This is a genomic window from Nitrosomonadales bacterium, from assembly GCA_016716325.1.
Lineage (GTDB): Bacteria > Pseudomonadota > Gammaproteobacteria > Burkholderiales > Gallionellaceae > Gallionella.
Genome location: JADJWO010000002.1, coordinates 1 through 15202, shown reverse-complemented (window position 1 = coordinate 15202; position 15202 = coordinate 1). Strand labels below are relative to the sequence as shown.

At 58.4% G+C, this 15202-nt stretch carries 15 protein-coding genes and 3 pseudogenes; 5 read left to right on the top strand and 13 right to left on the bottom strand.

Features of this window, described 5'->3' with window-relative positions; translation table 11 throughout:
* Window positions 1–31: 31 nt before the first annotated feature.
* Entirely contained in the window at window positions 32–2236 is a 2205-nt protein-coding gene (locus IPM27_11425) for a TonB-dependent receptor (protein ID MBK9162141.1), read from the bottom strand.
* 172 nt (window positions 2237–2408) lie between these two features.
* On the opposite strand from IPM27_11425, the gene IPM27_11420 reads away from it, so the two are divergent.
* The 5 genes and pseudogenes from IPM27_11420 (at window position 2409) to IPM27_11400 (ending at window position 8389) form a co-directional block, all read left to right on the top strand.
* Window positions 2409–2681, top strand: coding sequence for an oxidative damage protection protein (locus tag IPM27_11420; protein MBK9162140.1), 273 nt, complete (start codon window positions 2409–2411; stop codon window positions 2679–2681).
* Window positions 2682–2692: 11 nt separating this feature from the next.
* Window positions 2693–4744: pseudogene (gene ppk1 / locus IPM27_11415) on the top strand (polyphosphate kinase 1).
* A 547-nt stretch (window positions 4745–5291) separates the two neighbouring features.
* A complete protein-coding gene (locus IPM27_11410) occupies window positions 5292–5738 on the top strand; it encodes a histidine phosphatase family protein (protein MBK9162139.1) in 447 nt (148 codons plus the stop codon).
* A gap of 29 nt (window positions 5739–5767) precedes the next feature.
* Window positions 5768–7252 (top strand): polyphosphate:AMP phosphotransferase, encoded by a 1485-nt coding sequence (gene pap, locus IPM27_11405; protein ID MBK9162138.1) that lies wholly within the window; start codon window positions 5768–5770, stop codon window positions 7250–7252.
* Between the two features lie 126 nt (window positions 7253–7378).
* The gene (locus tag IPM27_11400) at window positions 7379–8389 is read left to right on the top strand and encodes a cytochrome-c peroxidase (GenBank protein MBK9162137.1); all 1011 of its coding nucleotides are present in this window, start codon (window positions 7379–7381) and stop codon (window positions 8387–8389) included.
* A gap of 63 nt (window positions 8390–8452) precedes the next feature.
* On the opposite strand, the gene IPM27_11395 is transcribed toward IPM27_11400, so the two are convergent.
* The 12 genes and pseudogenes from IPM27_11395 to IPM27_11340 form a co-directional block, all read right to left on the bottom strand.
* Window positions 8453–8767, bottom strand: coding sequence for a DUF2288 domain-containing protein (locus IPM27_11395; protein MBK9162136.1), 315 nt, complete (start codon window positions 8765–8767; stop codon window positions 8453–8455).
* Entirely contained in the window at window positions 8764–9141 is a 378-nt protein-coding gene (locus IPM27_11390) for a hypothetical protein (GenBank protein MBK9162135.1), read from the bottom strand. Before IPM27_11390 ends, IPM27_11395 begins: the two co-directional genes overlap by 4 nt.
* Window positions 9142–9143: 2 nt before the next feature.
* Window positions 9144–9683, bottom strand: coding sequence for a gamma carbonic anhydrase family protein (locus tag IPM27_11385; protein MBK9162134.1), 540 nt, complete (start codon window positions 9681–9683; stop codon window positions 9144–9146).
* 66 nt (window positions 9684–9749) lie between these two features.
* The gene (locus IPM27_11380; GenBank protein MBK9162133.1) at window positions 9750–10016 is read right to left on the bottom strand and encodes a Txe/YoeB family addiction module toxin; all 267 of its coding nucleotides are present in this window, start codon (window positions 10014–10016) and stop codon (window positions 9750–9752) included.
* Window positions 10010–10252, bottom strand: a complete 243-nt coding sequence (locus tag IPM27_11375) for a type II toxin-antitoxin system Phd/YefM family antitoxin (protein MBK9162132.1) — start codon at window positions 10250–10252, stop codon at window positions 10010–10012. Before IPM27_11375 ends, IPM27_11380 begins: the two co-directional genes overlap by 7 nt.
* Window positions 10253–10495: 243 nt before the next feature.
* The gene (locus IPM27_11370; GenBank protein MBK9162131.1) at window positions 10496–10993 is read right to left on the bottom strand and encodes a DUF3465 domain-containing protein; all 498 of its coding nucleotides are present in this window, start codon (window positions 10991–10993) and stop codon (window positions 10496–10498) included.
* 123 nt (window positions 10994–11116) lie between these two features.
* Window positions 11117–11269, bottom strand: a pseudogene (locus tag IPM27_11365) (cold shock domain-containing protein).
* A 213-nt stretch (window positions 11270–11482) separates the two neighbouring features.
* Window positions 11483–11959 carry a hypothetical protein gene (locus tag IPM27_11360; protein ID MBK9162130.1) on the bottom strand — a complete coding sequence of 159 codons (477 nt, stop codon included), beginning with the start codon at window positions 11957–11959 and terminating at the stop codon, window positions 11483–11485.
* Between the two features lie 475 nt (window positions 11960–12434).
* Window positions 12435–13493: a hypothetical protein gene (locus tag IPM27_11355; GenBank protein ID MBK9162129.1), complete on the bottom strand. Its 1059-nt coding sequence runs from the start codon at window positions 13491–13493 to the stop codon at window positions 12435–12437.
* A 160-nt stretch (window positions 13494–13653) separates the two neighbouring features.
* On the bottom strand, window positions 13654–14688 hold the full coding sequence (pyrC, locus tag IPM27_11350) for a dihydroorotase (protein ID MBK9162128.1): 1035 nt from the start codon (window positions 14686–14688) through the stop codon (window positions 13654–13656).
* A gap of 78 nt (window positions 14689–14766) precedes the next feature.
* Window positions 14767–15041 (bottom strand): annotated as a pseudogene (locus IPM27_11345) (type II toxin-antitoxin system RelE/ParE family toxin).
* Window positions 15034–15202: hypothetical protein (locus tag IPM27_11340; GenBank protein MBK9162127.1), on the bottom strand; the 169-nt coding region annotated here is incomplete at its 5' end. The pseudogene IPM27_11345 and the gene IPM27_11340, both read right to left, overlap by 8 nt.

The following is a 15202-nucleotide window of genomic DNA, read 5'->3' as shown; positions in this document are numbered from 1 at the left end:
CCCGCTTGCGCGGGAATGACAGCAGCTTGCTTTAGAACTTCACAGTCACGCCCGCGTTGAACGAGCGCCCCATGCCGGGGACGCCGGTGCCGTAAGCCACGCCGGTTCCCATGGTCGCCCCCTGACCGACATAGGCGCCGCCCAGCGGATCGAGGTAGTACTTGTCGAGCAGGTTCTCCACACCCAGGTCGAAGCGCACCTGTTTCCACTCGTAGCTGCCGCGCAGGTTGACCAGCCCGTAGCCGCTTATCGCCAGTTCCTTGCGCGCCGCCTGCACTTGCGTCTTGCTGTCGACCAGACGCGCTTCCAGCGTGTTGGTCCAGCCGCCCATGCGCTGCTCGACGGCCAGTTTGGCGTTGAGCGGCATGATGTTGTAGAGGTTGTCGCCGGTGGTGAGGTTCTTGCCGTTCACGTAGCTCAGCACGCCGCTGGCGTCGAAGTCGCCGTATGCGCCGCCTTTGGAGATCGCCAGCTTGCCGGAAAGGTCCGCGCCATACAGCCGCGCGCTCTGGTTGGACAGCGTGAGGTTGAGGAAGCCGTCCGTCCGCGCCGGGCAGACGATGCCGACCGATGCGCAGGTGGCCGCGTCGATGTAGTTCTGCACGCGGGTGTAGTAGGGCGACACCTTCAGTTCCCAGCCTCCCTGCGACGCGTCGCGCCATTCGGCGGAGGCGCTCAGGGTGTGCGCGGTCTCGGGCTTGAGGTTGAGGTTGCCGACATAGCCGTTGCCGTCGCCGTACCAGTTGTTCATGTTCATCACCATGGTGTTGGTGTTGGACCATGCGAAACGTTCGTACAGGTTGGGCGAGCGGTTCTTCATCGCGTAACCCGCTTCGAAGCTGGCGCCCTCGCTCGGCGTGTAACGCGCCAGCGCGGTGAGGTCGAGGTTGTTGTCGCTGCGCTGGCGATTCTTCGCGTTGAACGCGGTGGCGGCGGCATTGTAGGCTGCGCCGTAACCCTGCACGTTGCTGGTATCCATCTTCACGTTGCCATAACGGGCGCCCAGTTGCGACACCCATTGCGGGTTCCAGCGCGCTTCCCATTCGGCGAAGATGTCGGTGCGGTCGCGCTGGCCGTTGTTGATGTTCCAGAAGGTGTTGGGCGACATCATCGGCGAGGGCGGGGAAGGATCCCACCAGTCGTTCAGCCGGTATTGCTGGTACTCGATCCCGGTGCGCACGATGTCGCGCTCGGACAGGACGATGTCGGCCTTGACGGTCGCACCGGTGTTCCTGCCGTCGGTGTCCATCGGCATGCCGGGTACGTTAAGCAATGCGCCGTACCAATAGGTCTTGTCGCCGAGGAATTGCATGCTGTGCCGGGTCTGTTCGCTGTAGGCGCGCGCGACCAGTCCGCCCCAATCGTACTGGCCCCGATAGCTCAGGTTGAATTGCTGGCTGTCGCTGGTTACCGTGTCCATGCGCTGGTTGGGAAAGCCCTGGTACGGGATGTTCTGCAAGCCGAGCTTGAGTTCGACCAGATGGTTGTCGCGGCGCAGCCCCAGCGCAAGCTGGTGATTGTCCGACTGGTAGCTGGAAGAGCCGACCTCGTCGCCTGCCACGGTGGCGTTGGTCAGCGAGTTGGTGATCGTGGCGGGCGCCTTGAACGCGCTTGCCGCCCGGTAGTTCTTCGCGCTGACTGTGGAGCCGGTATAGCGCATCGACAGCATGTCGTTGGCGATGGTCGCCGACAGGTTGGCGTCCTGCGTCGCATTGTTGCTGCGATAGAACGCGCCAGCCTGTCCCTTCAATAGCGTGGCGCCGTCCCGCGCGAACTCGGGTGCGGCGGAATCCACCTGTATCGTGCCCGCGATACTGTCGCCGCCGACGCTGACCGGGGCGATCCCCGCCATCACCTCGACACTGGCAACGTTGGCGGGATCGATGTACGACAGCGGCGGGTTCATGTGATTGGCGCAGGCCGAGATGATGTCCATGCCGTCGACCTTCACGCGCACGCGGTCGTCCGCCATGCCGCGTATCACCGGCAGGCTGGATACGCCGCCCGCGCGGTACAGGCTGACGCCCGGCTGCCCGTCGAGCAGGCCGGCGGTATCGCTGGTGACCGTCCGCTGGCGGTCCAGCGCGTCCCGGTCCAGACCGACATTGTTCAACGACGGCAGCGGCTGCAACCTTTCCGCCGTTACGCTGACTTCCGGCATGGTCGCCGTCTCCGCGGCGAAAGCGTTCGGCGCGACGGCCAGTGCGACATATAAAGTAATCCGTTTGAGTTGCATTGCTCGATCTCCCTGAAAAAAATGCGCGGCGATTATCGGTGCAATGCGCTTCCTTGAAAATGCGGCATATTGTCGCACCCGCATGTTTTCTGGGTTGCGGGCTGGTGCGCGCAAAAATACCGGCACGGTGTCATAATTGCGGGGCAGACAGTTCGACCCGGAGAGATACGACATGACAAGAATGGTGCAGTGCGTGAAACTGGGGCGCGAGGCCGAAGGGCTGGAGCGTCCGACCTATCCCGGTCCGTTGGGCCAACGGATATTCGACAACGTTTCCAAGGAAGCCTGGCAGGGCTGGATACGCTTCCAGACCATGCTGGTGAACGAGAACCGGCTCAATCTGGCCGACGCGCAGGCGCGCAAATATCTCGCCACGCAGATGGAGAACTATTTCTTCGGCGCGGGCACACAGATGCCCGAAGGCTACGTCCCGCCCAAAAACTGACAGGCCGCTCCGTGTCGAAAAAATTCGTCCCGCAACAATTCCTCAACCGCGAGGTCGGCCAACTCGAGTTCAACAGGCGCGTGCTCGCCCAGGCCGAAGACCAGAGCGTCCCGCTGCTGGAGCGGCTGAGATACCTGTGCATCGTCAGCAGCAATCTCGACGAGTTCTTCGAGATACGCGTGGCCGGCCTGAAGGAACAGATCCGGCTGGGCGGCATCGCCACCGGCGCGGACGGCATGACGGCAAAACAGACGCTCGAACTGGTACGCGATCAGGCGCACCGGATGATCGAGCGCCAGTACCAGTTGTTCAACAAGGACATCACGCCCGCGCTCGCGCAGCACGACATCAAGTTCCTGCGCCGCACCCACTGGAACGAGGCGCAGCGCGCATGGGTGAAGGACTTTTTCTTTCGCGAGGTCATCCCGGTGCTGACGCCCATCGGGCTCGATCCCGCCCACCCGTTCCCGCGCGTGCTCAACAAGAGCCTGAACTTCGCCGTGGAATTGCAGGGCAAGGACGCGTTCGGGCGCAACTCGGCGCGCGCCATCGTGCAGGCGCCGCGCGTGCTGCCGCGCTGCATCCCGATGCCGCCGGAGGTGAGCGGCTGCGCGCACGGCTTCGTGTTCCTTTCCTCCATCCTGCACGCGCATGTCGGCGAACTGTTCGCCGGCATGGAAGTGCTGGGCTGCTACCAGTTCCGCGTGACGCGCAACAGCAATCTGTTCGTCGACGAGGAAGAGGTCAAGAACCTGCGCATCAGCCTGCAGGGCGGATTGCCGCAACGCCATTTCGGCGACGCGGTGCGCCTGGAGATCGCCGACACCTGCCCGCCGCAGATCGCCGAACTGCTGCTCAAGGAATTCAACCTGAACACTGAGGACCTGTACCGGGTGCATGGCCCGGTGAACCTGGTGCGATTGATGGGCATCCCGGACCAGGTCGCGCGCGACGACCTGAAATTCCCCGCCTTCGTGCCCAGCGTCCCGCCCGTGCTGCGCAAGAAGGGCGAGAACATGTTCAAGGTGATCCGCAAGGGTGATGTGCTGTTGCACCATCCTTACCAGTCGTTCAAGCCGGTGATCAATTTCATCCAGCAAGCCTCCAGCGACCCGAACGTGGTGGCGATCAAGCAGACCGTGTACCGCACCGGAACGGATTCGGAACTGATGGAGGCGCTGATCGCCGCAGCCAAGCGCGGCAAGGAAGTGACCGTGGTCGTTGAGTTGCTGGCGCGCTTCGACGAGGAAGCCAACATCAGCTGGGCGACGCGACTGGAAGAAGTGGGCGCGCATGTGGTGTACGGCGTGGTCGGCCACAAGACCCACGCCAAGATGCTGATGGTGGTGCGCCGCGAGGACGGCAAGCTGCGCCGCTATGTGCATCTGGGCACCGGCAACTACCATCCGCGCACCGCGCGGCTATACACGGACTTCGGCCTGTTCACCGGCAACGACGAGGTCTGCGCCGACGCGAACGAGGTGTTCAGCCAGCTCACCAGCCTGGGCAAGGCGCGCAAGCTCAATCACCTGTGGCAGTCGCCGTTCTCGCTGCACAGCGAGGTACTGCGTTCGATCCGGAACGAGACTGCGCTGGCCAGGGCGGGCAAGCGGGCGCACATCATCGCCAAGATGAACGCGCTGCTGGAACCGGAAACCATCACCGCGCTGTATGAAGCCTCGCAGGCGGGCGTCAAGGTGGACCTGATCGTGCGCGGCGTGTGCGCGCTGCGCCCCGGCGTGCCCGGCCTGTCCGAGAATATCCGCGTGCGCTCGATCATCGGCCGCTTCCTCGAACACACGCGCATCTTCTATTTCCGCAACGAGCTGAAGCACGATGTCTATCTGGCCAGCGCGGACTGGATGGATCGCAACTTCTTCCGCCGTATCGAGGTCTGCTTCCCGATACTCGACGCGAAGCTCAAGAAGCGCGTGATCGACGAGGGGCTCAAGACCTACCTGCGCGACAATTCCCAGGCGTGGGAAATGGACGGCGACGGACGTTACCACCTCAAGAGTGCCAAGCCCGCCTTGCGGAAATGCGCCCAGACCGAACTGCTCAAACTGGATCGCCAGTTCTCCGGTAAAGGCGATCCCGCACGACACGGGCCGGACAAGTCCGGCCCGGCATGTTCGGTTGCAGAGACTTCAGTGCTTCCTGGGGCGGCCGGTCTTGATCTTTTCCAGCCCTTCCAGTGTCAGCTTAAGTTTCGCCGCATCGACCTCGGCCAGCATTTTCAGGCCGGCGCGCAATACCTCGCTCTTCTTCACATGCAGCCCGCTTTTCTGGCACAGCTCTTTGAGCTCCGCAATCTTCTGATATTCGTCGCGCGGCATGGTGAAGCTGTCTCGAACGACCTTGACCTTGCCTTCCTTCTTCGTTTTCCTGTCGCGCTGCTTCAGGATGTCGCTCGGCTTGAGTGCGGGTTTGGCGGTGGCCGCAGGTTTCGGCTTGCTCGCAGCAGGTGCTTTTTTTACTGCTGGTCTTGTTGCAGTGCTTGCCGTCTTTGCGACGGCCCCCTTGGTTGCCATGTCATTCCCCTCGCGTTAAAGTGGTAAAAGCAGTGTATACGGTATATGCTGACAAGTGAATAGATGGTCGGAGGGTATCGTGGAATTGATCCTGTGGCGACATGCGGAAGCTGAGGACGGCACGCCGGACATCACGCGCGCGCTCACCGCCAAAGGCAGGAAGCAGGCCGCAAAGACTGCCGCATTCCTGAAGGCCCATCTGCCCGCCAACACCCGCATCCTTGTCAGTCCCGCCACCCGCACACAACAGACCATCGCTCCGCTCGGCAAGCATTTCGAACTGGCCGATGCCATCGGCCCCGGCGCCTCTGCACAGGCGGTACTCCAGGCGGCAGGTTGGCCGGATGCCGACGGCACCGTCCTGGTCGTCGGCCATCAACCCACACTCGGCCACATCGCCTCGCAATTGCTCGGTTGCGGAAACGACTCATTAAGCATCAAGAAGGGTGCGCTATGGTGGTTCAGCCAGCGCGAAGGGGTTTCACAAGCCACCTTGCGTCTGGTCATCGCACCGGATCTTTTGTAGGTTTCATCTCTAAACATCGGGAGGGCATCATGTTTGAATCTGCTGAACTCGGACACAAGATAGACAAAGCCACCTATGACGCGGAAGTGCCCAAGCTGCGCGAAGCATTGCTTGAAGCACAGATGGACTTGGCCAAGCTGGCGAAATTCCCGGTCATCATCCTGGTCGGCGGCGTGGACGGCGCGGGGCGCGGCGAGACCGTGAACCTGCTCAATGAATGGATGGATCCGCGCTTCGTGGAAACGCACGGCATGGGCGAACCGTCCGACGAGGAACTGGACCGCCCGATGATGTGGCGCTTCTGGCGTGCATTGCCACCCAAGGGCAAGGTCGGCGTGTTCCTCGGTTCCTGGTACACCTGGCCGATACTCAACCGCGTGCATGGCATCACCAAGAATTCGCAACTGGACCAGAGCCTGGAGCGCGCCAAGCGCCTCGAGAAGATGCTGGTGGACGAAGGCGCGCTGGTGATCAAGTTCTGGCTGCACCTGTCCAAGGATAAACAGCAGAAACGCCTGAAGATGCTGGAGAAGGATCCCAAGACCCGCTGGCGCGTCACCAAGCGCGACTGGGAACATTACAAACTGTACGACAAGTTCAACGCCGTGCACGAGAGCGTGGTGCGCCATACCAGCACCGCCGAAGCACCGTGGATCATCGTCGAGGGCTACGACGCGCGCTACCGTGGCCTGACCGTGGGCAAGACCATCCTTGATGCGATCCAGAAACGCGTCAAGGAAGCCGGCAAGAAGACCGAGGTCTCCGCGCCGCCGCCGCTGCCGTCGATCGACCAGATCAATGTGCTGAAGGCGCTCGACATGAAGCAGAAGCTCGAGAAGAAGAAATACCAGTCCGAGCTGGAGAAATACCAGGGCAAGCTGGCCCTGCTGTCGCGCGATCCGAGGTTCAGGAACATCACCGTGGTCGCGATGTTCGAGGGCAACGATGCGGCAGGGAAGGGCGGCGCCATCCGGCGCATCACCAGTGCGCTGGACGCACGTCAATACAACATCGTGCCGATCGCAGCGCCGACCGAGGAAGAACGCGCCCAGCCTTACCTGTGGCGTTTCTGGCGGCACATCCCGCGCAAGGGCCGCGTGACCATCTTCGATCGATCGTGGTATGGCCGCGTGCTGGTCGAACGCGTCGAGGGCTTCTGCTCCAGATCGGACTGGATGCGTGCCTACAGCGAGATCAACGATTTCGAGGGGCAACTGGCACGTCACCGGATCGTGGTCGTCAAGTTCTGGCTGACCATCACCAAGGAAGAACAGTTGCGCCGCTTCAAGGAACGCGAAAAGATCGGCTTCAAGCGCTTCAAGATCACCGAGGAAGACTGGCGCAACCGCAAGAAATGGGACGAATATGAGCACGCGGTATGTGACATGGTCGACCGCACCAGCACCGAGATCTCCCCGTGGACGCTGGTGGAAGCCAACGACAAGTACTTCGCGCGCATCAAGGTGCTGGAAACTTTGTGCCAGCGCATCGAAGCGGAAATGAAAAAGAAATGACCTGAGGAACCCTCGCCGACCTTTATCGTCGAACCCGGTACGCTGCCATCCATAACAGGTGGCCTTCGTTACCGGGGCGGCGTCAAAATTTATCGCAATCCATCGTTCATCAAGAAAGGAATCATCATGACCAGACAACGCGTACTGGCACTGTCCATTGGACTGTTTGCCCTGTCAGCCGCTCCCGGAATGGCACTGGCTGCCGGCAGTAACGAACCGATCCAGCCCATCGCCGCGGTCAAACCCGGCAAACCGGCCGTCGTCGAACTCGGCAAGAAACTCTACTTCGATCCGCGCCTGTCCAAATCCGGCTTCATCTCCTGCAATTCCTGCCACAACCTCTCGATGGGCGGCACCGACAACCTCAAGACCTCGATCGGCCACAACTGGCAACAGGGCCCGATCAATTCGCCGACCGTGCTGAACTCGGGCATGAACCTCGCGCAGTTCTGGGACGGCCGCGCAGCCGACCTCAAGGCGCAGGCGGGCGGCCCGATCGCGAATCCGGGCGAAATGGCCTCCAACCACGAACTTGCCGTTGAAGTCCTGCAATCCATCCCGGGTTACGTAAGGGAATTCAAAACGGCTTTCGGCTCCGACAAGATCGACATCGACAAGGTCACCGAGGCCATCGCCGCCTTCGAGAAGACGCTGGTCACGCCAGACTCGCGCTTCGACAAATGGCTCAAGGGCAATAAGAATGCCTTGAGCAAGGATGAGTTGGCCGGCTACAAGCTGTTCAAGGACAGCGGTTGCACCGCCTGCCATAACGGCCCCGCTGTCGGCGGCAACTCGTTCCAGAAGCTCGGCGTGGTCGAGCCGTACAAGACCGACAATCCCGCCGAGGGACGCATCGCCGTCACCGGCAAGGATGCCGACCGCTTCTATTTCAAGGTGCCGACGCTGCGCAACGTGGAACTGACCTATCCGTACTTCCACGACGGCGGGGCTGCCACGCTGGGCGAAGCGGTGAACACCATGGGCCGCATCCAGCTCGGCAAGGACTTCACCGAGGAGGAGAACGGCCGGATCGTCGCCTTCCTGAAGACATTGACCGGCAAACAGCCCTCGTTCCAGATGCCGATCCTGCCACCATCCGTCGACGGCACGCCGCGTCCGCAACCTTTCGGCAAGTGAACGCAGTGACGTAAAAAACAACGGGGGCCGCGAGCCCCCGTTTTCACTGGTGCGGCAACGGGACTATCGCGGTCCGTCCACAGATTGCACCAGCACGTAAGGCCGCGCCACCACAGCCCAGACCATGGCATCCTCTTCGTACCATGCCTTCGCCTGCTCGTCCGTCACACGCGCGACCCCGCCGGCGTCCATCCATTGCGACACCTGTTGCGCATCGTCTTCCGACACCCGGAACGCCACCTCCACCAGATCCAGTTCGGGGCTGACGGCGATCACGACACCGCTGGCAAAATAGCGCTGCAACTCGCGCCATGCGATCTGCGCGGTCTCCATGTTCAACTTGGCGCGATAGATCTCGTCCCGTTCGGCCCGGCTCATTGGCGGCTCCCTTTCATTTCGTCGTCGGCCGCGCCGCGCGCATCGAGTTCCCGCCACATCGCCTGCGCCACGGCCGCCCACGACGATTCGTGTTTGGACAGCGTATCGAAATGCGCCATGTAACCCGGCCCGAAGGCGCGCGTGTTGGTCAGGTGCATCAGCATCGCCAGCCCGTACAGCTCGACCTTGGTGCGCGCCTGACGGTCGCCCCTGCAGGATGCATCCCGCAGCGCATCGATGTTCTGCAGCACATCGTGCGCGAACTTCCGCACACCCGGTTCGTCGCCGCAATTGATGCCGAGCGCCAGACATTTGCGCTCGATCGCCTGATCCATCTGGTGCCCGTTCATCAGCAGGGTATCGTTGCTCAACATCGCTATTTGCCCGATCCTTTCAGATAGTCGTCCTTCAGCCGCATGTAATGCTCGGCGGAATAGCGCAGATAGTCGAGTTCCTCTTCCGTCAGCTTGCGCACCGCTTTCGCGGGGCGCCCCATGTACAGCATGCCGCTCTCCAGCACCTTGCCCTGCGTCACCAGGCTGCCCGCTCCGACCACCACGCGGTCGTGGATCACCGCATCGTCGAGGATGATGGAGCCCATCCCGATCAGGCATTCGTTGCCGATGGTGCAGCCGTGCAAAACAACCGAATGGCCGATGGTCACATGGTCGCCGATGATCAGCGGCGAACCCTCCGGTTTGTCCACCGACTTGTGCGACACATGGCCGAGGCTCAGATCCTGCACGTTCGTGCCGCGCCCGATCACGATGCGATTCACGTCGCCGCGCAGCACCGCGTTGCACCACACCGAACTGTCGTCGCCGATGATCACGTCGCCGATGACCTGACAGGACGGATGCAGATAGACGCGGTCGCCGAGGGTGGGGGAGGCAGAGAGATAGGAAGATAAAGTCATAACAATAGCTTTCAGCGGGTTCGGTATTTCAGTATCACTTCGTCTGCGCTTGGTCCAGCTTTGCGCCTATTCGTAATGTGTCCACATGCGTAGCACACGAACCGTTCTCTCTTTTGCAAAGACCTCATACACGAGGCGATGCTGAATATTGATGCGGCGCGAATAAGTTCCAGCGAGGTCGCCAACCAACTTTTCAAAAGGCGGAGGATTTTGAAAAGGCTCGACGGCGATTACCGATAATAGCGCCTCCGCTTTTGGCTTGAGCCCACTGGCCGTGATCTTCTTGGCATCTTTGAGTGCCTGCTTCGAATACACCAGCGACCAAGCTACCACTTGATCGCCTTCGAACTTTTGGCAAGAGGCTCGGCCATACCTTGCTTGATCGACTCACGCATACCCGGAACGGAGAGCAAGTAGAGCGTCTCTTGGATGGCACTCCAATCATCTGCGGAAACAAGCACCGCACTGTTGCGCTTGCCAGAGATGGCGATAGGGCGATGCGACTCGGCGGCATCATCAATGAGTCGATAGAGATTGGCGCGGGCTTCGCTAGCGGTCAACGTATTCATAGCAAATCCTTTCAGGGAATGAGAGGAGCGTACGAAAATGCGTACCGTGTGTCAAATTTCTTTCGGTGCTATTTTGAGCCTGGGAAGTTTAGCTTTTCCTTTTGCCCGAAAATCGTGGTCTGCCCCCGATTGTTCCGTCGCCGATGACCTGACAGGACGGATGCAGATAGACGCGGTCGCCGAGGGCGGGGGAGGTATTCAAGTAGTTGGATAGCGGCATCTTCATTGTCGTTCCCACTGAATTTATTGATACCTTTTTCCTTTATGCTCTATCCATCCCGCCACATGAGATCCACTAGGGTCATTATGCGTCCAGTGGATTACCCCACCTTTTTCGTTCCATTCATATTGTCCATAAAATCTGATTGAGTCCCCCTCGGCAAGGGAGTCAATTCTTTGTGCCAGGTCGATGTTGTGAGCAACCAAGAGCGTCTGGCCCGAGTTAAGGCGCACAATAAACCTTTGATGTCGGCTTCCATCGTTGTCGTCAGACAAAAGCGTTACAACCCTCCCGCTTCCTTCAATTTGGAGATTGCTTGTTCGGGATTCGTATGCTTTGAAGAACTCAGAATCGCTATCATTTACTTGAGCTGACTCTGTGTTCCTGCTTGTTTGTGATGTGGCGGAAAGTGAGCTCTCCTGCAATGTGTTTTCGGTGTTCCTCGCCTCTGCTGAGTCGCTGTTTCGTTCTGAGTAGCTGGCATACCCGTAGACCACCAACACAACCAATAGAATTGGCATCAGGCGACCCGCTACGCCATGCTTATTGTAGGACGGCTTTATTTTGCTTTGATTTTGGCGCGATATCTTGGTGCGAGCAGAAAAGGAAATATCTATCGCCCTCTTTTTGCCTGATTTGTCTATTTCTATTTCGAACGACACTGGTTCACCAAGCTTCGGACGCTGCCCGTCATTTGGAAAAGCAGAAATATGGGCGAATATTTCCCCCTTTCCATGATTTGGCGAGATAAATCCAAAGCCGCGATCATCATTCCACTTGGTAAGCTTGCCGTCGATTCTCATTGTCGTTACATACAGTAATTACAATATTCACTTGCGATGTAGCATCGCCTCAACAACTTCCACTTCATCGTCTCCCCGCCCTCAGCGGCACCAGCTTGGAGCCGCCAAATTAGACTGCGTGCGGCATCTCCCATTCTTCCTTGCGCAGTGTGACCTAGTCGGTGTTTTGATTTCAATTGGGCTCCGCCCCCAGTATTTACTTTAATTTTACTGACTGAGCGCTTTGATCATGGCTGGAAGCAGGAATCCAATCAATAGCAACGCCATCGCCGGTCGCAGCAAGTTTACAGGTTTCATGTTTCTCTCCGTGATAGCGGTGATGGCATGATTTACCGCTGAGAAAGTAAAGAACATCAACATCGCAGTAACGATGGTCGCATCCGCATATCGCCCCCAATCCACGAGATATACAAGCAAGGCTGTCATGGCCGTGGCAGCATTGGCCAGACCCGATTGAATCTGATAAGCCCGATTGGGTGCATAGCCAATTTTCTCGGAGGCCACTTCTCCCAATATCAGAGATTCAAAGGCTACCGTGCCCGACATGAGCATAACGATGAATGGACCCATAATGTGAAATTGCGATATCGCATCATGGCCAAAATAGTAGGCAAAAAAGATAGAAAGCCCTATGCCGACAGGCCGAAGCCACTCCATTGCCATTGCCAGATTCTTCTTTGTCACTTTGCCTCGCCCCCCCCAATCTTAGTTATCCGCCGAACGAAGGTAAGGGGCTGCGCTTTAGCGCAGTCCCAGCCCGAAGGGCGAACTTGACCGCAGGGTTAGGCATTGACTTAAGTTCCGTAAGTGTTGAACGCAAGAAATACTCCCGTGAATAGAGATGCGAAGGTGGCTACGACGGTAGATGCAATATGAGCGCTATTTGTTTTGAATAGGGCAAAGGCCCAGTAGTAACCGACAGCGGCGAGAAGCGAAGAAGCACCTAGCCAAATTGCTATGACTACGTTGTACGGAAGAGCCAGGCCAAAAAAGTGGGAACCATAGAATGCAAATAGGAACGCACTGTGAACTACAAAAATGCTCGTTGCTCGTATTGAGGCGCTCATGATCGGTTCTGCCTAACGTTCGAGCTCACCGGCGTGCAAAAGCGGCGCGCCGCTTTTGCACGTCCGCATGGAGCGAATTGTTAGCCACTCCATCAGAGTCGCCTTATAAGTGTGCGTACCCATGACATTGCTGCCTCTATCGCCCAATCCGTTTGTGCGAGTGAAAGTTCAGGCATTGGTTCCAAGCCAGGACCGTGACCGACCGGGTTCCGAACCTTTCGAAAATAGTCTTTCAGTATTTCTCCCTCCCAGGCAGCTAAGTAGCCCCCATTGGTCTTGCTTACGAGGTTATCGATGTACTGCGCTGCACCTGTTTCTGTTCCACGTGTCCATCCTTTTGTGGTGGACACAATCTTTATGGCACTTTCGAGCGCCTTTGCTGCAAAGATGGCGGGATCTTTGACATTGGAATCTCGACGGTCCAGGGCCTCTTTCATATCAATGTCTACGTTCTTCCAAAGTGGGTCTGCGACCAGAGCCCAAAATGGCTTCGCGATGTTCTGTTCTATTGTTTCATCCAATGCGAGCTGGATGAAACCGTTATGGTAGGTTAGCGGTGCTTTCGCGCGACGAAATCGTTCGTTGAGCTCCGCGACTTGACTCTGGTAATTCGAATTTATTGTAGCGTTCCATGCTTTCACACCGTCTGCTACGCTTCCCGGAAGTCGGAGCCCACGATGCGGACCTTTATCTCGTATTACAGCTTCGGCCAATGCCTTGGGTAGCTGGGCATTTACTTCTGCGATTTCATCTCCTCGAAATCGCATTGCCAATTCTACGAAACTGAGTCGTTCTTTGATGAATCGATCAGGATCAGCCTGACCGTTAAATGTGGCGTTCACGAACTGGCCACAAACGTGATCCCATGAGAATGAACCGGAGATAGGGACCTCGTTACCAAGATAGTTCTTCTGCGTGTACGAGTAATACCGCTGAGAGAGTTCATTGACGCCCAACTCTCTTGCTACGCGGTCATGTAATGTTTTCCACTTGATTTTGTTCGCTTCGATCTCTTTGCCTTCCGAGTTGTAATAAGGCAAAGCGTCCTTAATGATACCGAATGCTTGATTTAGAAGGCGTCTTTCGAGTTCCGTGTACTCTGACCAGATGGGTCTGTCTAAATAGCGATGTGCAAAAATGTCGGTAAGCATGTCGTTATCGTAATTCCGTGCGGCTAACGTAATTTAGACACCCTTAAAAACGCCCTGAAAGGCACCTTCGAGGCGTCTAATCCGGCAATTTTGTTGGAATGCCTTTTATTAATTGTGCTCGAAATTTTGGAGCGCCCCAAATTGTCTGACCAATGCACCATCATCCTGCCAACTTCCACTGCAGCTTTTCGCCCGCCCGCAGCGGCACCAGCTTGGGGCCACCGAACTCGACGGTGTGCGGGATTTCCCATTCTTCCTTGCGCAACGTGACCTTATCGGTGTTGCGCGGCAGGCCGTAATAATCCGCCCCATAGAAACTGGCGAAGCCTTCCAGCTTGTCCAGTGCGCCCGCGTTCTCGAACGCTTCGGCATACAGCTCGATGGCTGAATGTGAGCTGTAACAACCGGCGCAGCCGCAGGCGTTCTCTTTGGTGTGTTGCGCGTGCGGGGCGCTGTCGGTGCCGAGGAAGAATTTCCTGTTGCCGCTGGTGGCGGCTTTGACCAGTGCTGCGCGGTGCGTCTCGCGCTTCAATATCGGCAGGCAGTAGTAGTGCGGGCGGATGCCGCCGACCAGCATGGCGTTGCGGTTGTAGAGCAGGTGTTGCGGGGTGAGGGTGGCGGCGATGGTGTCGGGTGCGCTCGTTACGAATTCAGCCGCATCTTTGGTGGTGATGTGTTCGAACACCACGCGCAGCCCGGGCAGGTCGCGCAGCAGCGGTTGCATCACGCGTTCGATGAACACTGCTTCGCGGTCGAAGATGTCGATGTCGGGGCTGGTCACTTCGCCGTGCACCAGCAGCGGCATGCCGCAGGCTTGCATGGCTTCCAGCGCGGCATAAGTCTTGCGGATGTCGGTCACGCCTGCATCGGAGTTGGTGGTCGCTCCGGCGGGATACAGCTTCACCGCATGCACCACGCCGCTGGCTTTGGCCTTGTTGATCTCTTCCGCACTGGTGATGTCGGTGAGGTACAGCGTCATCAGCGGCTCGAACCTCATCCCGGCGGGCAGCGCTTTGAGGATGCGCTCGCGGTAGGCGATGGCCTGTTCGGTGGTGGTGACGGGCGGACGCAGGTTGGGCATGACGATGGCGCGGGCGAACTGGCGTGCAGTGTCCGGCAGGACGGAGGACATCAGCGCGTCATCGCGCAGGTGCAGGTGCCAGTCGTCGGGGCGGGTGAGGGTGAGTTGCTGCATGGCATTATCCCGTCTGGATGGATGGGGAGATTGTAAATCAAAGACGTATGGGCTGCCTTTACCGCAGGACGCCTTTAATCAGCGCTTGAGGTTGCGGTAAAAATTCTCGTGCGTACCTACCAACAGCAACACACGGGTCGCAGGGTCGTATTCGTAAGCCAATAAGAACAGTTGATTCACGCAATCGAACTTGTAGACGTAAACGCCAGACAAGTCACCTTTCTTGGCTTCGCTGATGCCGGGATCGCGAACGATATCGACTACAGCTTGGTCAACTGCGTCTTTCTGGTTGTTGTGTAATTTTTGTAGGCTCGCAGAAATGCGTTGGCCTGCAAAACCCGAATATCAGCCACGGAACTGACCCGGCACAAAATCGGTAAGTTGCTTGCGATCTTCCGCCTTGGCCACCAGCAATTCGCGGACGAACTCTATCGGCAGGTCGGGATTGTCCAGCGCGGCCTTGCCGACCTTCGCCCAGAATTCCAGTTGACCGGCAATGGTGCGGCATTCGCCT